General features: G+C 49.4%; 18 protein-coding genes and 2 riboswitches. Of the genes, 8 read left to right on the top strand and 10 right to left on the bottom strand.

Annotated features, from left to right (window positions below):
* Window positions 1-42 precede the first annotated feature (42 nt).
* Window positions 43-238, bottom strand: a riboswitch (cobalamin riboswitch).
* A 53-nt stretch (window positions 239-291) separates the two neighbouring features.
* The 4 genes from PHT49_09485 to PHT49_09470 all read left to right on the top strand — a co-directional run bounded on the left by PHT49_09485 (window position 292) and on the right by PHT49_09470 (window position 2,882).
* Entirely contained in the window at window positions 292-747 is a 456-nt protein-coding gene (locus PHT49_09485) for a hypothetical protein (GenBank protein ID MDD5452110.1), read from the top strand.
* A 9-nt stretch (window positions 748-756) separates the two neighbouring features.
* The gene (locus tag PHT49_09480) at window positions 757-1,287 is read left to right on the top strand and encodes an RHS repeat-associated core domain-containing protein (protein ID MDD5452109.1); all 531 of its coding nucleotides are present in this window, start codon (window positions 757-759) and stop codon (window positions 1,285-1,287) included.
* A 442-nt stretch (window positions 1,288-1,729) separates the two neighbouring features.
* Window positions 1,730-2,497: an RHS repeat-associated core domain-containing protein gene (locus tag PHT49_09475; GenBank protein ID MDD5452108.1), complete on the top strand. Its 768-nt coding sequence runs from the start codon at window positions 1,730-1,732 to the stop codon at window positions 2,495-2,497.
* Between the two features lie 13 nt (window positions 2,498-2,510).
* On the top strand, window positions 2,511-2,882 hold the full coding sequence (locus tag PHT49_09470; protein ID MDD5452107.1) for a hypothetical protein: 372 nt from the start codon (window positions 2,511-2,513) through the stop codon (window positions 2,880-2,882).
* A 156-nt stretch (window positions 2,883-3,038) separates the two neighbouring features.
* Here the strand turns inward: PHT49_09470 and PHT49_09465 are convergent, their stop codons facing one another.
* Window positions 3,039-3,464 (bottom strand): PIN domain-containing protein, encoded by a 426-nt coding sequence (locus tag PHT49_09465; GenBank protein MDD5452106.1) that lies wholly within the window; start codon window positions 3,462-3,464, stop codon window positions 3,039-3,041.
* Between PHT49_09465 and PHT49_09460 the strand changes: the two genes are divergently transcribed.
* The 4 genes from PHT49_09460 to PHT49_09445 all read left to right on the top strand — a co-directional run bounded on the left by PHT49_09460 (window position 3,345) and on the right by PHT49_09445 (window position 7,901).
* Window positions 3,345-4,556, top strand: a complete 1,212-nt coding sequence (locus tag PHT49_09460; protein ID MDD5452105.1) for an RHS repeat-associated core domain-containing protein — start codon at window positions 3,345-3,347, stop codon at window positions 4,554-4,556. The two genes, PHT49_09465 and PHT49_09460, sit on opposite strands and share 120 nt — an antisense overlap.
* Before the next feature lie 1,198 nt (window positions 4,557-5,754).
* Window positions 5,755-6,087 carry a hypothetical protein gene (locus tag PHT49_09455; protein ID MDD5452104.1) on the top strand — a complete coding sequence of 111 codons (333 nt, stop codon included), beginning with the start codon at window positions 5,755-5,757 and terminating at the stop codon, window positions 6,085-6,087.
* Between the two features lie 671 nt (window positions 6,088-6,758).
* Window positions 6,759-7,526 carry an RHS repeat-associated core domain-containing protein gene (locus PHT49_09450; GenBank protein MDD5452103.1) on the top strand — a complete coding sequence of 256 codons (768 nt, stop codon included), beginning with the start codon at window positions 6,759-6,761 and terminating at the stop codon, window positions 7,524-7,526.
* A gap of 18 nt (window positions 7,527-7,544) precedes the next feature.
* A complete protein-coding gene (locus PHT49_09445; GenBank protein ID MDD5452102.1) occupies window positions 7,545-7,901 on the top strand; it encodes a hypothetical protein in 357 nt (118 codons plus the stop codon).
* An 849-nt stretch (window positions 7,902-8,750) separates the two neighbouring features.
* Here PHT49_09445 and PHT49_09440 read toward each other — a convergent pair.
* From PHT49_09440 to cobD, 9 genes are all read right to left on the bottom strand, one after another.
* Window positions 8,751-8,972 carry a type II toxin-antitoxin system HicA family toxin gene (locus PHT49_09440; GenBank protein ID MDD5452101.1) on the bottom strand — a complete coding sequence of 74 codons (222 nt, stop codon included), beginning with the start codon at window positions 8,970-8,972 and terminating at the stop codon, window positions 8,751-8,753.
* Window positions 8,972-9,172, bottom strand: coding sequence for a type II toxin-antitoxin system HicB family antitoxin (locus PHT49_09435; protein MDD5452100.1), 201 nt, complete (start codon window positions 9,170-9,172; stop codon window positions 8,972-8,974). The genes PHT49_09440 and PHT49_09435 overlap by 1 nt, the downstream gene beginning before the upstream one ends.
* Before the next feature lie 173 nt (window positions 9,173-9,345).
* Window positions 9,346-10,044, bottom strand: coding sequence for a diphthine--ammonia ligase (locus PHT49_09430; protein ID MDD5452099.1), 699 nt, complete (start codon window positions 10,042-10,044; stop codon window positions 9,346-9,348).
* A complete protein-coding gene (locus tag PHT49_09425; protein MDD5452098.1) occupies window positions 10,041-10,853 on the bottom strand; it encodes a heme ABC transporter ATP-binding protein in 813 nt (270 codons plus the stop codon). The genes PHT49_09430 and PHT49_09425 overlap by 4 nt, the downstream gene beginning before the upstream one ends.
* A complete protein-coding gene (locus PHT49_09420; protein MDD5452097.1) occupies window positions 10,838-11,842 on the bottom strand; it encodes an iron ABC transporter permease in 1,005 nt (334 codons plus the stop codon). The genes PHT49_09425 and PHT49_09420 overlap by 16 nt, the downstream gene beginning before the upstream one ends.
* Window positions 11,843-11,845: 3 nt before the next feature.
* Window positions 11,846-12,691, bottom strand: coding sequence for an ABC transporter substrate-binding protein (locus tag PHT49_09415; protein MDD5452096.1), 846 nt, complete (start codon window positions 12,689-12,691; stop codon window positions 11,846-11,848).
* A 58-nt stretch (window positions 12,692-12,749) separates the two neighbouring features.
* Complete coding sequence (locus PHT49_09410) at window positions 12,750-14,618, bottom strand: TonB-dependent receptor (GenBank protein ID MDD5452095.1); 1,869 nt, start codon at window positions 14,616-14,618, stop codon at window positions 12,750-12,752.
* Window positions 14,619-14,647: 29 nt separating this feature from the next.
* A riboswitch (cobalamin riboswitch) is annotated at window positions 14,648-14,827 on the bottom strand.
* A 2-nt stretch (window positions 14,828-14,829) separates the two neighbouring features.
* Entirely contained in the window at window positions 14,830-15,771 is a 942-nt protein-coding gene (cbiB, locus tag PHT49_09405) for an adenosylcobinamide-phosphate synthase CbiB (GenBank protein ID MDD5452094.1), read from the bottom strand.
* Window positions 15,761-16,942 carry a threonine-phosphate decarboxylase CobD gene (gene cobD, locus PHT49_09400; protein ID MDD5452093.1) on the bottom strand — a complete coding sequence of 394 codons (1,182 nt, stop codon included), beginning with the start codon at window positions 16,940-16,942 and terminating at the stop codon, window positions 15,761-15,763. Before cobD ends, cbiB begins: the two co-directional genes overlap by 11 nt.
* Window positions 16,943-17,037: the final 95 nt, after the last annotated feature.

Below are 17,037 nucleotides of genomic sequence, written 5' to 3'. Positions count from 1 at the left end.
CCCAAACTCTCTAAATAAGAGTCTGGGGATTTACCATCTCCCGCAAAACTGATCCCTGTCGGCAGGTCTTCTGACTCCCAGATCGTCCTACTTACCGCGCCTTCCCATCCGCCTGCGGCGGGCAGTGGCTTTAAATGCGGCTTTCGTCCCTGGTTACAGCGGCGGGTCCGTTCCCGGTTCTCACGGGATTCCCTATTCTATCCGCCGGAGGCGGATCACCGTCAGGGCCTATTTTGTGTTTACTTAGTAGCAAGATAATGCCCGGCAGTCAAGGGTAAATTCAAGTGGCAAGTGCACCACGTGATGTCTGCCGGAGGGGCGAGTTTCAGCTACGATAACGAGGGACAACTCTATTCCGGCTACGGATCCACATACTCTTTTGACTACGAGCACCGGCTGATTAGTATTGGAACTTCTACTGAGTTATATTATAATGGAAGCGGCAGGCGGCTGGAGGCGGTAAGAAACGGGGTCACTACCCGCTATATCTACGATGCCGCCGGGAACCTCTTAGCCGAGGCAGATGGTGCAAACACCATCACTAGGTACTACATCCACGGCCAGGGGCTTCTGGCTATGGTGACCCCATCAGACCAGGTCTATTGCTACCACTTCAATGCCACAGGCAGCGCCGTAGCCATGACCGATAGCAGCCAGACCGTGGTGAACAAATATGCCTATGATCCTTTTGGCAAGGTCTTGAACCAGGTAGAGACCATATCCCAGCCCTTCACCTTTGTGGGTTAGTTCGGCGTCATGACCGAACCGAACGGCTTCTACTACATGCGGGCTAGGTACTATGACCCCAACGTAGGCCGGTTCATCTCCGAAGACCCGATCGGGTTTGAGGGCGGGGATGTGAATCTGTATGCGTATGTGGGAAATAATCCGATTATGTTGATTGATCCGCTGGGGCTGTGTGCTAAAACGGCGACGGTACCTACAGTTAATAGAAATACACTTCTTGCTTCTAACATTAATCTTCCGGAAGCATATGTAGAGGTGGAAGGACCAGTTCAACCATATGTTGTGGCAGGAGGATTAATTTCAAGTGGTATTGCGACTACAATGGCTGGGGGTACAACGACTGTTATAGGATATGGAAGTATACCAGTAACCGGGCCTGCTGGATTTGCAGTGGGCACTGCGGGACTAGTTACTACCGCAACTGGAGTTGGGCAAGTTGCCGTAGGGCTTGACATTTATGTTGACCAAATAAGACATAATTTTAACCTGCCTAAGTGGTTCGATCTTATACCCCAGTTCGATTTTTTCCAAAAGCACTAGCAAGTGGAGGAATTAAGCAATGAGCCGTCCACGGTATTCAATAAAAAAGTACATGTTGTTGCTAACTTTTTCGTCCACTGTAGGTCTTATAATCAGTGTAGCTATCTTTAGTATGGTAGGCTTGAATAGTCGCTCTATTTTAGCAATTATTATTATGGCATTCCCTGTCTTCCTCTTCTGCACCATTTACGGTTTTTACAAGGGTCTGGTTAAGTATTATGGATTTCAGAGCAACGAGAACCTTTTCTTTGGAGGACACTTTTAAAAAGCTAAAAAAAGCTAAAGGGGTCAGCCCTAAAAAGCTAAAGGGGTCAGCCCTTGACATTGGACAATAAGCAAGACAGGCAGGACTAGCAGGGATAATGGCTCGACCGTTACGGATTGAATATGAGGGGGCGTTTTATCATGTTACCGCTCGGGGCAACGAGAGGAGCGGGGAAAAATGGCCGAGGCAGATGGCGCAAACAACATTACCAGATACTACATCCACGGTCTTGGACTTATGGCTATGGTGACTCCATCAGATGAGGTCTATTGTTACCATTTCAATGCCATCGGCAGCACCGTAGCCATGACCGATCAGAGCCAGAACATAGTGAACAAATATGCCTACGATCCGTTTGGAAAAGTCTTGAACCAGCAGGAAGCCATATCCCAGCCCTTTAAGTTCGTGGGTCAGTACGGAGTCATGACCGAACCCAACGGCTTCTATTATATGCGGGCCAGATACTATGACCCCAACGTAGGCCGGTTCATCTCCGAAGACCCGATCGGGTTTGAAGGCGGGGATGTGAATCTGTATGCGTATGTGGGAAATAATCCGATTATGTTGATTGATCCGCTGGGAGTGTGCAGTGTTGCCGACCGGTGTGCTTCTCTTACACAATACTATGTCAATCAGAGTGGCCTGAACAATCTGCCGCAGATTGCCAAGACCGCTGGGATAGTCACCGCTGTTGGTATAGGCGCTGCGGTCGCTACGCCGGCGATACAGGCCGCTGTTCCAGCCGCTAGAACGGCGTATTCTGGAGCCATGGCTGCGGCCGGAACGCCAGAGGGTCAGAGAATTTTAAGGACGATTTCTGATGTTTTGACGCCAGGACCGCCGAGCACTCGTGGAGGGCAAACCACCCAAGTAGTAATAGAGCTATTAAAATGGGCAATACATATGTTGGGTAATCACAGTGAAAAACGTATATTAGATTATTAGAGGCTAGTCTTTGATGATGACAAGAATAATGTTTATCGCAGGTGGAGTTGTTTTTACAGTGTTCGGTGTTCTAATCATGATGGAGAAAGGGTTTCTTTATTTCGGTGAATTCATCAAACTCGGTGAAACTACTATTCCTGTAGCGATTGTTTCTTTCATCATTGCAGGCCTAAACATATGGCTGGGTATCCGAAAAAAGACAGCGCGTATTTACGAACAAGAATATTTAATATGTCCTGAATGCAAAGAAGTATACACTTCAGATAAGGTTCCAGATTGCCGTTGTCTGAAATGCAATGCGCAGCTAGAGCCGCTGAGCGGCTTTTACGACAGACATCCGAAGCTGAAAGACTTGGGCCAAGAAAAGCCTCATGAGGAGATGTAATAACGTAGGGTGGGCACAGCATTATCGTGCCCACCAAAAGCGTTGCACATGAGAGCATACGAACCAACTTTTACCATGCACCGGAGGTAAGATGAAGAGCACACGCAGCCTTAAGGGATGGATCATGTCTATGGTTCTGGCCTTCAGCTTTTTTATTTAGGAGATCGGGTTGATGACTTTGATGGAATCGAAATGCTTAAAGTGTTCGCTGTTGGCAGTATAAATTCCATGGACACCGTTATCCAGCATAGTGGCTACGAGAAGGTAGTCGAAGACAGACTGCGACTTGGGACCGTGTTTTTCGATGAGCTTGGTTACGGTATCCACAGTTTGAGCCAGGGGGACTATGACCCGGATATGACTACTTTTATAAAATTCAATGAGTTGTCTTGCTTTTATCGGGGATAGAGGATGTTCGACCCTTCTTTGATCAGTGATAACGGCATAGAGTTCCATGAGGTTTTGGACAGAGACAACGGTTTTTATCCTGCCGTTTACAGCTTTTTCAACAAGGGATTTGCAGACAGCATGGAATTTCGAATCCTCGTTGTTGGCGTATACAAGGATGTTTGTATCAATCAATTTTGTGGTCAAGGTATTCCCCGTAAAGTTTATTCCGGTCAAATGCCTGTTTCGCGATATGACCGAGATGAAAGGTCGGAATTGTCAGAGGCGGGGTTTTCTTGCTTAACCCTGGCGGCGCTTTTCTTTTATTTTTCAAAAATTCGGCAAAGTCTATTATCTCGTCAAGTTTTTCAGGGGGTAACTTTTTCAAAATATTTATTATTTTTTTCTGTTTTTCGGCTTGGACAGGCATCGTTCTCACCTTGGTCATTTTTTTGTAAGATTACCAAAATCAAAGGGGTTAGTCAATTAGATATAGCCGGGAACCTTTTGGCCGAGGCAGATGGCGCAAACAACATTACCAGATACTACATCCACGGTCTTGGACTTATGGCTATGGTGACACCATCAGATCAGGTCTATTGCTACCACTTCAATACCACAGGCAGCACGGTAGCCATGACCGATCAGAGCCAGAACATGGTGAACAAATATGCCTACGATCCGTTTGGCAAGGTCACAAATCAGGAAGGGACCATATCCCAGCCCTTCAAATTTGTGGGGCAGTACGGCGTCATGACCGAACCTAACGGCTTCTATTACATGCGTGCCAGGTACTATGACCCCAACGTAGGCCGGTTCATCTCCGAAGACCCGATTGGGTTTGAGGGTGGAGATGTGAATCTGTACAATTACGTCGGCGCCAATCCGGTGAACAGGATCGATCCGTTAGGGTTGTGTGCCAAAACGGCGACGGCACCTACAGTTAATAGAAATATACTTCTTGCTTCTAACAGTAATCTTCCAGAAGCATATGTAAAGTATATCGAAAAGCCTTTTTCACCATATCTCGTTGCGGGAGGCTTGATTACAAGCGGTACCGTAACCACTGGGGCTGGCGCGATAACAGCCGGAGCGGGGCTTGTAAGTACGCCTGTTACTGGACCTGCTGGAGTCGTAGTAGGTGCGGCTGGCGCAGTCACTGCCGTCGGAGGACTCAGCCAAATAGCAATAGGTGCTGACATAATTTCTGACCAATTAAGGCACCGATTTAATTTGCCTAAATGGTTTGATCTTATACCCAAGTTTGATTTTTTCCCAAAGCATTAGCAAATCTGTAAAAGTAGCGAAATAGAGGCTTACAAATGGCTAGCAACGTGCGGTACTCGATAAGAAAATACATCTTTTTGATTGTATTCTCGTTGACCTTAGGCCTCATAATTGGAGTAACTATCCTTGCTCTACTGGGCATGGATAGCCGGAGTATCATGGTAATTGTCCTTCTCGGGTTCCCTGTTTTCCTCTTTACGGCACTTTACAGCTTCTACAAGGGCTTAGTTAGGTACTATGGATTTCACGGGAACGAAAATTTGTTTTTCGGAGGACATTTTTAAGCCTTGTGGGGAGCAAGGGGTCAGCCCTTGACATTGGACAATAAGCAAGACAGCCAAGTAGGGTGGGCACAGCTTTATCTTGCCCACCAAAACCACTACTCGCTGGATTGGGGTGCGACACCGGTGGAGATTCCGATCGATGTCGGTGGAGAATGAAGGACGACAAAGACGGTGGGCTGTGCCCACCCTACGGGACTGAAGAATTTCGCGAGATGGCAGAAAGAATTGGTAGACGGATAGAGAATCTTCGAAAATGGTGGTATGGGAAATAGATTTATATGATATTTTCTACAAAAATTGCGACGTTGATAAGGGTAGTGCTTATATCCGTTCTTTTATGTTTTATAACTATCGATACCTTTTTAATTTTTCTAATTAAATCTCGTAAGCCATTATTAGAAAATGAATACTTTGATTTTCATAGAAGGCATGGATTTTTTAAAATTATTATTCTTAAATTTGTCGCTGTCTTAATCATCATTTATACTTTATTAACACGACAGCCAGGTTCGGGCGCATTATCAGCACCCATTTTTGTCCATGCAGTATATGTCACAAAATTACTAATTGATTTTATAAGAAAAGATGGAAATAAAAAAACACCCAAGTAGGGTGGGCTGTGTTCACCATGTAACGTAGCCTGGTAGGGTGGGCAATGCCCACCGAAATCACGCGGGTATATTGCTGATGCTGGTTGCATAAAAATGCCAAACTATCGACGGGCACGGGAGGGGCATGCGTATTTCTTCACGGTTGTTACATATCGACGGCAACCGATTCTATGTCTCCCGGAATCGAGAGACCTGTTACGTGAAATCCTTTTCAAGGTCCGTGGCTCGCATCCTTTTATTATCGAAGCGTGGGTTTTGCTGCCGGATCATATGCATTGTATTTGGCGGCTGCCCCAGGGGGATATGAACTATTCACTGCGGTGGGGATTAATCAAGGCGGAATTTACGAAAGGATCCAAGGTGTGGTTTGACCGGCCGAAGGGGACTACCTCCCGGGAAAAGCACAGAGAGGCCACGGTGTGGCAACGAAGATTTTGGGAACACATGATTAGAGACGACCGGGACTTTTCGGCTCATTGTGATTACATCCATTACAATCCGGTAAGGCATCGGATTGTGGATGCACCGAAGGACTGGCCGTATTCGACTTTTCATCGCTATGTTGAGAAGGAAATCTATTTGCCGGATTGGGGTGCGACACCGGTGGAGATTCCGATCGATGTCGGTGGAGAATGAAGGACGACAAGGACGGTGGGCTGTGCCCACCCTACGGGACTCGGAATCCAAAGGATGACATCTTTGTGAGCGTAAGTGCAGGAAGCAAATATCTTAGTTATTCTTCAAACATTGACCGGAGTAGACAATCGATTCGTGTAGGTGCTGGTCTTGGTATTCCACAAGTCAACGTCAGTACGACAATGGAACGCTTCACCAAGGGACTTGCTAGCGGGATAGAAGGCGTTCTTAAGTGGATTACCGGGCAATGAACTATTGCCCCAAACGTGTCTTTATATGAGAAGCATAATGCAGTGTTATGAGATCATATCTTGGTCAGGACTAACGTGTATTACTGTAGCTAGTATTTGCTTTGCAGTAGTACAGCAGAGGCATGCAGCTCGGCATGGCGGTTACTACCGGAGCCTGACAAAGAAACCGACACCCGCTGATATCAAGCTGCTTAAATTTGGTGCCGCTTTTCTTTTCGTCGGCATAATTCTCCTCATTATCGGAGCAGCCATGTAGGGTGGGCTGAAGCAATGCGGGGGTCAAGGGGGGTCAGCCCTTGACATTGGACAATAAGCAAGACAGGCAGGACTAGCAGGGATAATGGCTCGACCGTTACGGATTGAATATGAGGGGGCGTTTTATCATGTTACCGCTCGGGGCAACGAGAGGAGCGGGGAAAAATGGCCGAGGCAGATGGCGCAAACAACATCACCAGATACTACATCCACGGTCTTGGCTTGGTGGCCATGGTAACACCCTCAGACCAGGTCTATTGCTACCACTTCAACGCCACAGGCAGCACCGTAGCCATGACCGATCAGAGCCAGAACATGGTGAACAAATATGCCTACGATCCGTTTGGAAAAGTCTTGAACCAGCAGGAAGCCATATCCCAGCCCTTTAAGTTCGTGGGTCAGTACGGGGTCATGACCGAACCTAACGGCTTCTATTACATGCGTGCCAGGTACTATGACCCCAACGTAGGCCGGTTCATCTCCGAAGACCCGATAGGGTTTGAGGGCGGGGATGTGAACCTGTATGCCTATGTGGGGAATAATCCGATTGTATTGATTGATCCGCTGGGGTTGTGCAGTGTTGCCGACCGGTGTGCTTCTCTTACACAATACTATGTCAATCAGAGTGGCCTGAACAATCTGCCGCAGATTGCCAAGACTGCTGGGATAGTCACCGCTGTTGGTACAGGCGCTGCGGTCGCTACGCCGGCGATACAGGCCGCTACCGCTGCCCCAGCCGTAAAGGCAACTTATGCGAGCGGGATGGCTGCGGCGGGCACCCAATACGGGCAGAGAGTCATAAATAAGATAATACCCGATGTTTTGCAGCCTGGTCCACCATCAACTCCAGAGGCTGTCCTGATACAATTGGGTGTCGATGCATTGAAGGCGTTAAGAGATCTAGATTTCGGTAAGATCTGGTTTGACGAGTAGTCTGAAAGGGGCCCCTTGATGGTGGCGAGAATAATTTTTCTTTTTGGCGCGATATTCGCGGTAATCATTGGATGTGATATTATAGTTCACGGAGCATGGACTCATTACGGTGAGCCTATAATGCTTGGCGATGCTCCTATTCCAGTGGGCATTCTCGCGTTTATTATTGCAGGCCTCAGCGTATGGCTGGGCATCCGGAAGAAAACGGAGCTTGCTTTCAAAGAGGAAGAGTATCTGATATGTCGTCGATGCAAAGACACATATGCATCAAACACTGTTCCCGATCGACATTGTCCAAAATGCAATATTGAACTTGAACGTTTAGAAGGATTTTATGATAGGCACCCGGACCTGAAAGATTTGGACGAAAAGTAACGAAGACAAGGCAAGGTAACGTAGGGTGGGCACAGCTTTATCTTGCCCACCAAAACCACTACTCGCTGGATTGGGGTGCGACACTGGTGGAGATTCCGATCGATGTCGGTGGAGAATGAAGGACGACAAAGACGGTGGGCTGTGCCCACCCTACGGGACTGGACAGTAGTGGTACAGTCCTTCTGGAATTGTGGAGCGGAGCGACGGGATGCTGTCACATCCGGTTTTTGGGAGGATCGGGAACTGAAGTATTCTTTAACTATCCGATGCGATGGTTGGTAGCGTTATGAAAGTCTTCGCGTACATCTGTTTAGGCGGCGCCATAGCGCTTGGTTTGGCAGGAAATCTCATTTGGGCCATCTGGATTCGTCGGTATCTCAGGTTACACGGAGAGCGACCAGAGAATGTCACGTTCAATCTCACACCGTTTATTGATTACCGTAAGGCAAAACGGATCGCGGAGCGACAAGGCCATAACCCGTGGTTTCTAATTTGGTCGAAGCGCATAGAAATGGGAGTGCTGTTGCTACTTATTGCGTTCATAGTTGCGATTTTCTGGTTCGCAAGAGATCCAGGGGCGCGGTAGCGATGCGCAAAGCCAAAGAAAATCAAGAGGCAAGAGGCAAAAGAGGGGTCAGGGGTCAGCCCTTGACATTGGACAATAAGCAAGACAGGCAAGACTAGCAGGGATAATGGCTCGACCGTTACGGATTGAATATGAGGGGGCGTTTTATCATGTTACCGCTCGGGGCAATGAGAGGAGCGGGGAAAAATGGGAACGTCTATAACTAAGTAAAGACTCATCGTGAAAGAGTGTGGGTAAATTTTCTTAAAATAAGGCATGGATCGTTATATTTCATTGAATTCTTCTATTGTAAGACCTGCCTGGCGGATCAATTTACGAAGCAAGCCAGGGCCAAGCTCACTGTGTTGAGGTATGGATAATGTCCACTGATAGCCGGGCTTTGTCATCATTACATGCGAGCCTTTTTGACGGACGGCAGACCAACCTGCTCTTTGAAACTTTCGGACTGCTTCGGCCCCTGAACAGAGTTTTAAATCTGTACCCATTAAACGGCGACTTCCACAAGTCTGGTAGAATCAAACGACTGTTTGGATTCCATCACCTCAAGCCACCCTTCAATGGCTTCCTTAATATTGGCAATGGCTTCTTCATAAGTCTTCCCCTGGGAAAGACATCCTGGAAGTGCAGGAACTTCGGCTACATAGTAACCAGCTTCATCCTTTTCAATTATCACATGCAGTTTCATATGATCACCTTATTGAGAGTTGGAATTGGTTAAAAAATATCATAAAATCCTGTTCATGTCAAAATCTGATAGTTAACAAAGGCAAGGACAATGGGGACTCCTGGTAAAAAGTAGGCGTGGGGATCATAAGAGACATACCTTTACTAAAAGGGGAGATAATAAGAAGGATGAGCCTACCGCCCTACAACTTCCCATCTCGTGATATTTAAGAAATAGTGTCTATCCTCCTCGATTGGCGCTGTTTCCAGTATATTCAGCCGACCCGGCCACCCCGGCCCGGAGATGACGAGGGTATGAAACTCGCCCAACTCTCCGCAGGGGTCGATTTTATACGGCAGGCCTTCAAGTTTTTGCCTGAAATCGCCGTCGATCGGACAGCCCAGCCATTCCCTGCCCAGGATATCGCTGCGGGCGGCGACGATGATGGCCTCAAATCTCCGTCTTACAAACTCGGCCATAAGTTCCCCGGTATCCCTGTCCCAGAGGGGAAAGACCGGAGAAATCCCCGATTCTCCCGCTACGCGTTCCAGCCACGTCCTGTGCTCCATAAGGTTGATGTCACCGCATATAAGGTTTTCGATGCCCTGTTCTTTTAATTCGGCCAGCGTGTTCCGAAAGGCTTCCTCGTAAGAGTTTCCTTTAACTTCTTTCTGAATTATGGACATCCCGGCGGCCTTGGCTTGGTCACAGATCAGTGCAGTGGGCAGGCCGTGCGAGCGGGATCGTTCTCCGCTATAAAAATTGACGAGTGTGGCCACCTCATAACCCTGTTCCGTGGCCAGCCGCCAGGCCAGACAACTGTCTTTCCCTCCGCTCCAGAGGGCGGCGGCCTTCTTATGGGGTTGTCCCGATGTAATATGATAGACGTTCATGGTTGCTCCTCTGATACCAGAAGTACGTGGGGCCTTTTGGTAACCGGATTCTCGTTAACGAGAACCACGGTTTCATATACTGCCTCGATGGTCTCGTAAGTCATAACCTCGGAGGGTGATCCTTCCGCGAAGATGGAGCCGTCTTTAAGCAGGATCAGCCGGTCGCAATACAGGCTGGCCAGGTTCAGGTCGTGGAGGACGACGATCACGGTCATACCTTCCGTGCGATTTAGCCTCTTTATGACATCCAGAATTCTTATTTGATGACCAATGTCTAAGTGAGCGGTCGGCTCGTCTAAAAGAAGAAGTTTGGGTTCCTGGGCCAGGGACTGAGCGAGAAATACGCGCTGTCTTTCGCCGCCGGAAAGCTCAAAAAGTTTCTTGTCTTTGAAATCTTCCGTATCCGTCAGCTCCAGAACCTGACGGATCACATCCCGATCTCTTTTGCCTGATTTCCGGAGGCGTCCGAGATGAGGAAATCTACCCATAGCGACCAGCTCTTCCACACTGAAAGAGAAAGTACTTTCCATGCCCTGCGGCATGACGGCTATCTCTTTGGCGAGATCCGCGGCAGTTATCCTGGACGTGTTTTTGCCTTGGTACAGGACTTCACCCTCCCATGGTTTAAGAAATCCGGTTATGACCCGGAAGAGCGTAGTCTTCCCCGAGCCGTTAGGGCCGATGATGCCCAGGAAACAGCCGTTGGGTATGCTGAAGGATATGCCGTCGATTATCTTTTGATCCTGGTATCCGGCCACCAGGTCGCTGACTTTAAGCAAGGGAAAGGCATCCATCAAAAAATCTCCCAACTTCCGGTTTTCAGAATAAAGGAGATAAATACCAACCCACCGGCAATGCCGGTAATTACCCCTACCGGCAATTCCAGCGGGGCTATAATGGTCCGGGCGATAGTATCACAAAGGGGCAAAAAAATGGCCCCGCCCAGGGCCGAGGCCGGGATAAGTATCTTATGATTTGGTCCGAGCAGGCGGCGCAGGAAATGAGGCACAATGAGGCCGACAAACCCGATCAGTCCGGAGACAGCTACGCAAGCGCCGGTGATTAGAGAAGCGGCCAGAAAGAATATCTTGCGCAGAGACTCGGTGTTCAGGCCGAGATAGGTGGCCTTTTCCTCGCCGAGGGTGAGGATGTTTAACTGCTGGGCCAGGAGTATCATTATCACTATACCGCCCACTATGGGAAAGGCGGCAACTCCGGCCATACCGGTCTCTGTGGCGGACAGATCGCCCATAAGCCAGATTATGGTTCCGTGGACTTTATCGGTATCGGCTACGGAGAGTATCAGGAGGACGAGGGCGGAAAAAAGAAAGCTCAGGATTACACCACCCAGGATAAGAGTGGGGATGGAGAAACGCCGCCGCGCGGCCACCGCATAAGTTAGTGAGAGAGAAAGAAAGGCGCCCAAGAAGGCGGCTAAGGGTAAGGCTATCCGGCCTAAGACGCCCGGCAGTCCAAAGACAATGGCCAGGGTCGCACCCAGGGCGGCCCCGCCGGATATGCCCAGGGTGTAGGGCTCAGCCAGGGGATTACGCAGAAGTCCTTGAAATACACAACCGGCTACAGAGAGTCCGGCCCCGACCAGCACGCCCAGGAAAAATCTGGGCACGCGGAGTTGCCGGACAATGGTAGAGGCGATACTATCCTTTTCCGGCTGGAAGATAGCAGTTACTACTGAGGAGAACGAGAGGTTACTCCCGCCGAAGGCCAGGCCTAGCAAGAATGTCCCTATAAACAGAAGAAAGAGGGCTATAAAGACCTTCGTATGGCGATAAGTCATCTCTTAAAAGACCTCGGGTCTCGGCCTGACGCAGTCAGGATGAAGAAAAGAAGCCACTTTTTCCAGTCCGCGGGCAAAGGTAAGAGGAGTAGGGGAACATACCGGATGGGCCTCGATTACATATATCCGCCTGTCTTTTACGGCCTTTAATCCTTTGTATTTTTGCCAGGAGGCGACTTCCCGGGCCGTTACATCGCCCATGGTGACCAGGATAATAGCCTCCGGATCCTGTCTTAAGACCTCTTCCCGGCTGTAACGCACATAGCGGGCCGGGGCATTATGCGCGATATTGATTCCTCCGGCCATGGAGAGGAGTTCATCGGCGAAAGTGCCTTTCCCCACGGTGACCAGAGGAGAGGCGCCCACCTCCCAGAAGACCTTTACGGGACGGGTATCTTTGAGCCGGGATTTTATAGCCATGATACGTTCGTTTGCCTTTTTTATTACAGATTCGGCGGTCTTTTCTACCCCCAGGGCCTTGCCCAGTAGGCTTAAGTTGCGGCAGATATCGGTAAAGCTCTTCTCTGGCGGGAGGATCAACATCCGTATGCCCAGGGAAGATAGTTTATCAAGATCCGGTTGCGGGTTGGTCTCTGTGGCCAGGACTATGTCCGGCTGAAGGGAGACGATCCTTTCAACATTCGGCTTGATGACGGTGCCGATCTTGGGTTTCTGTGCGGCGCGAGGAGGATACAGACAGAAGGTGGTAACGCCCACAACTTTATCGGCAAGGCCGAGCTGAAAGAGTCCCTCGGTAATAGAGGGGGATAGAGAGACGATGCGCTGCGGCAGGCCGTCTCCCCGGGCAACTGCCGGAGAGATGGCCAGGATCACCGCGCAAAAGATCATGCAGAGGAGACACCAAGGGGCGCCCCAAATCCCAAATCCGAAATCCGAAATCCGAAATCTAAAAAGTCGCCTTAATTCCGCCATAAATGCCGATACCGGGTTCGCCATATTGGTATATGGATTGGTAGTTTTTATCGGTCAGGTTATCCACCCTTCCGAAGACCTCAAGCCACTGAGTAACTTCGTAGGATGCCGCCAGATTTACAAGTGTATAAGAACGCATCTCGGCGGTGTTGCCCGTATTTCTATACCGTTTACCCACATATTGAGTATTGAGATTCACGTTCAGCTTTTCCAGCGGCTTGACATTTAAAGAGGCCCCCGCCGTATGCTTCGGCCGGTATATTAAATACTTGCCCTGGCTTGTACCTCCGGGGGTCTCATCTTTCGCCCCGGTGTAGGTGTAATGGGCATCGAGACTCAACCAGGCCAGCGGCTTAAAAGAGGCCGACGTCTCCCAGCCCTTTGTCTTGACCTTACCGACGTTATAATACTTCCAGGTCGTCCAATTCCAGTCAATCAACTGGTCAATCTCAGTTTGGAAGTAGGTCACAGACAGTAACACCTTTCTCCCGAACAGTTCCTGGTCTATGCCCACGTCATAGCCCTTGCTCTCCTCCGGCTTCAGGTTGGGATCGCCATAGGATGAGTAGAGTTGATAGAGGGAGGGGGCGCGAAAGCCGGTTCCATAACTTGTCCTTATCTTGGTTCCGGTCTCTTCATAGAGATAGGCCAGTGCGCCTTTGTAGGTGTCTTCACCGCCAAAGGTCTGATGATCGTCATGACGCACACCAAGGGTAAAAGAGAAGCCTTGAAACGGAGTCCACTTGTTCTGGATAAAGAGGCTGTTGGTATCAATCTTCTTTTCCGTAATATTCCCCCCGGTACTCTGGACGTCGCCGTTCTCTTCCTGATAATCGAAACCGGCTGTGATGGTATCCTTATCTTGAATAAAGAAATTATGCTGCCAGGAGGCTAACTTTGTCGTTCCCTTATATGTCCCATCAAAAACGCCATTAGCGGTATATTCCCTATTTGTTTCCGTAGTGCCCAGTTTTATAATGTGCTGCCACCAGCCAAAGACATCCTGCTCAAAGTTTGTAGAGATAGTAGTGATATCCGTATCCCGAACCTTGTTCGCATCAACCCCCGTGCCATCATAGTCCATCTTTGACTGAGCGTGATGAACAGAAAAACCTGCCCGCACCGTTTCGCTAAACGGGGCATCAAGCCGGACGGAGATATTGGTATCGTGGTAGTAATCCTGTTCCGTATTTCCCAGGTCTTCATCCGCCTTGGAGATACCTTTAGTATCCAGATGGGATATAAAAGCAGAATAGCCCACCTTATCATTTGCCCCGCTGACCCCGAGTTTCTCCCTGAAGGACTCAAACGAACCTCCCTCGGTTGAAAGGTAAAATCCAGGCTTTCCTTTGCCTTTTTTGGTAATGATGTTGATGACGCCTCCGATGGCATCTGATCCATACAACACGCTTTGGGCGCCTCGGATGATTTCGATTTTGTCGATATTATCCGTAGACAGGTCAGAGATGCTCATCTTTCCATCGCCGGCCATCGGGTCGCCTATCCTTACGCCGTCGATCATAATTAACGTATGTGCATTGTTGGTGCCGCGCAGGTATATAGAAGAGTCCCCGCCGAATGAACTATTCTGTCTGATGAAGACACCGGGAACATCTCTGAGGACATCAACAACCGTCTTCTTATCCTTTTTCTGAATCTCTTCCCCTGTGACTACCGTGACCGAATCAGGGGAGTATCTCAACGGTTCCTCCAACCTGCTGGCAGTTACTACCACCGCCTCCATTTTTATGGCCCCGGTATCCTCCTGTGCAGTTACCGGAGTGGATGATACCGTAAATAAACATGCAAATGATACAATAACACAGTTTAACAACCTCTTCATTTCCAATTCTCCTTCCTCCCTCGGTCAGGATGTTTTTTAGTCTGTCAGATAAGTCTCCTGGCTTGCGGCAAGGCCTACTCTCCACACCTTCCCAACCCTTTTTAGGAATCAGTGGTATTGCGTGGATTTCGTTCCGCCTACAGTTGCGGGGCAGCGCCGGCCTTTGACCGGCTTCCTTGATCTGACAGACTTAATGCCTATAAGCTTGTTTTTAGCAATTCAATAACCAGACAATAATCATTCCTCCCATCAGGGCCACCAAAGACGTGGCATACAGCAGGTGTATGGCCTGTTTTATGTTTTCTATTTGTCTCGGACGGAGAGGCTGGCCGATCAATGGACGATTGGTAATCTTGCCCTGGTAGATATTCCTTCCTCCCAGTTGAATATTCAGGGCCCCGGCAAAGGCGGCCTCCGGGAATCCGGCGTTCGGACTTTCCGCCTTCCGGCCATCGGCGAACACGGTCTTTATAGATTGAATACTATTTCTGCTGACCAATAAAGCCGCCAGGGGGATAACAAGTCCGCTCAGACGGGCAGGGATAAAATTCGCAATGTCATCCAAGCGGGCCGAAAACCAGCCGAACTTTAGATATCGCTCATCCTTGTAGCCGACCATTGAGTCCAGAGTATTTATGGCCTTATAGGCCCAGGCCAGCGGGGCGCCGCCAATAAGGGCATAGAATAGGGGAGAGACAACGCCATCTACCGTATTTTCGGCTACAGTCTCTACCGTTCCACGAATAACAGCGTCCTGATCCAAGGTGGCGGTTTCACGGCTGACGATCTGGCCGAGTTGTCTGCGGGCCTGATTAATGTTGCCTGCTTTAAGGGGGGAATAGACTTTTTTAGCGGCCTGAGCCAGACTGCGCACGGAAAGGGACATAAAGATAAGAAGGATGGCTATGGCCTTTCCGAGGTAAGGATGAAAAATGCCTGCCAGATGGCAAACAAGCCAGACAAGGCCGTAGGTCAAACCCACAATGGTTATAGTAAGAATAGCTCCTGCCAGTCGCAGGGGAATGATAGTCTGCCGCAAGTATCTCTCCAGGGCCGTTATACCCCGGCCAATGGCCCTGACTGGGTGCGGGAACCAGGTAGGGTCACCAATCAGAATATCCAGGCCGTAGGCGATCATCAGCTCAAAGGCCATTTAGGACCTCTCGCAGGGACGAGATGAGCCGGGCATTTTCTTCTCTGGTACGCACGGCAACACGGATAAAATGCTTATCTAGCCCCTGGTAGGTGCTGCAATTCCGGATTAATATGCCCTTACGGGCCATCTCGTCGGTAAGGGCTTCCGAGTCGATTTTCTTGGTGGCTATGCGGCAGAGTATAAAATTGGCGGCAGAAGGATAGGGGAGAAGTCCGGAGATTTTAGCAAGCTCAGATAAAAGCCTTTCTTTCTCAAGGCCAAGGCGGGCAAGGGTCTGTGTTTGATATGTCATATCGTTAAGGGCCTCGAGGCCGGCTGCTTGTGCCAGGATATTCACCATCCAGGGAGGCTGCATCCGACTGAGCTTTCTGACCAGGGTCTTGCCGCCGACCAGATAACCCAGGCGAAGGCCGGGTAGGGCGTAGAGCTTGGTAAACGAGCGAAGGACGATGATATTAGACGCCCTGGCGGCAAGGGTTACAAAAGAACACTGTTCGCCGCCATCCACGAAATCGAGAAATGTCTCATCAATGACCAGGACAATTTTATATTTTTTGCAGGCATGGATTATGTTGTAGATCTCAGCCTCGGGTATGAGATAACCCGTAGGGCTATTGGGTGTACAGAGAAAGAGTATGTCCGCATGGTCTAATCGGCCCAGGATTGTTTCCATGGGCCAGGAGAAGTCTTTATCCGGGCGGGCCTCGATGAACAGACATCTGCCGCCTGCGAGACGGACGGCGTCCTCGTATTCGGTAAAAGTTGGTATGGGGATGAGGGCCTGTTTTGGCGTCAAGACGCGGGTGATAAGATGGATAAGCTCGGTAGAGCCGTTACCGACCAGTAAGTTGTCCGGGTCAATCTTCCAGTAGGCGGCGATGGCCTGGCGCAGTTCAAGACAGTCGGAGTCTGGGTAGTTGGGCAGGTCATCTATGGATTTTTTGATGACTTCTTTTACGCCCCGGGGCGGGCCAAAAGGATTGATACTGGCGCTAAAGTCAAGGACGGCAGATTTACTCAAGCCATATTTATCCTGGACTTTCCGTATGTTGCCACCGTGGATGGGCCTGGTCACATCTCCTCCATAAAAGACGGCTTCGTTAAAAGTCCATTTGCTGCGTTGCGCGGCATCCTTCGTCACTGCGGCGTAGCTATAAGTACGCCTCATTCCTCAGGACTTGCGCGCCTTGCAACTGAAGCTTTTTACTATGCCGTCTTGTCAAGAAAGCATAAAACAAAAAGCCCTTAAATCCCACTAGTTGG

This window comes from Desulfovibrionales bacterium, assembly GCA_028715605.1.
Taxonomy (GTDB): Bacteria; Desulfobacterota; QYQD01; order QYQD01; family QYQD01; genus QYQD01.
The sequence above is the reverse complement of the archived record's forward strand: the minus strand, read 5'-3'. Positions and strand labels throughout refer to the sequence as shown.

Excerpts from the sequence above, each read along its gene's own strand:
- PHT49_09480 (MDD5452109.1), top strand. The coding sequence starts at position 757 with ATGACCGAACCGAACGGCTTCTACTACATGCGGGCTAGGTACTATGAC.
- PHT49_09475 (MDD5452108.1), top strand. The coding sequence starts at position 1,730 with ATGGCCGAGGCAGATGGCGCAAACAACATTACCAGATACTACATCCAC.
- cobD (MDD5452093.1), bottom strand. The coding sequence starts at position 16,942 with ATGAGGCGTACTTATAGCTACGCCGCAGTGACGAAGGATGCCGCGCAA.
- PHT49_09415 (MDD5452096.1), bottom strand. The coding sequence starts at position 12,691 with ATGATCTTTTGCGCGGTGATCCTGGCCATCTCTCCGGCAGTTGCCCGG.
- PHT49_09430 (MDD5452099.1), bottom strand. The coding sequence starts at position 10,044 with ATGAACGTCTATCATATTACATCGGGACAACCCCATAAGAAGGCCGCC.
- PHT49_09435 (MDD5452100.1), bottom strand. The coding sequence starts at position 9,172 with ATGAAACTGCATGTGATAATTGAAAAGGATGAAGCTGGTTACTATGTA.
- PHT49_09470 (MDD5452107.1), top strand. The coding sequence starts at position 2,511 with ATGATGACAAGAATAATGTTTATCGCAGGTGGAGTTGTTTTTACAGTG.
- PHT49_09410 (MDD5452095.1), bottom strand. The coding sequence starts at position 14,618 with ATGAAGAGGTTGTTAAACTGTGTTATTGTATCATTTGCATGTTTATTT.
- cbiB (MDD5452094.1), bottom strand. The coding sequence starts at position 15,771 with ATGGCCTTTGAGCTGATGATCGCCTACGGCCTGGATATTCTGATTGGT.
- PHT49_09450 (MDD5452103.1), top strand. The coding sequence starts at position 6,759 with ATGGCCGAGGCAGATGGCGCAAACAACATCACCAGATACTACATCCAC.
- PHT49_09455 (MDD5452104.1), top strand. The coding sequence starts at position 5,755 with ATGAACTATTCACTGCGGTGGGGATTAATCAAGGCGGAATTTACGAAA.
- PHT49_09445 (MDD5452102.1), top strand. The coding sequence starts at position 7,545 with ATGGTGGCGAGAATAATTTTTCTTTTTGGCGCGATATTCGCGGTAATC.
- PHT49_09440 (MDD5452101.1), bottom strand. The coding sequence starts at position 8,972 with ATGGGTACAGATTTAAAACTCTGTTCAGGGGCCGAAGCAGTCCGAAAG.
- PHT49_09420 (MDD5452097.1), bottom strand. The coding sequence starts at position 11,842 with ATGACTTATCGCCATACGAAGGTCTTTATAGCCCTCTTTCTTCTGTTT.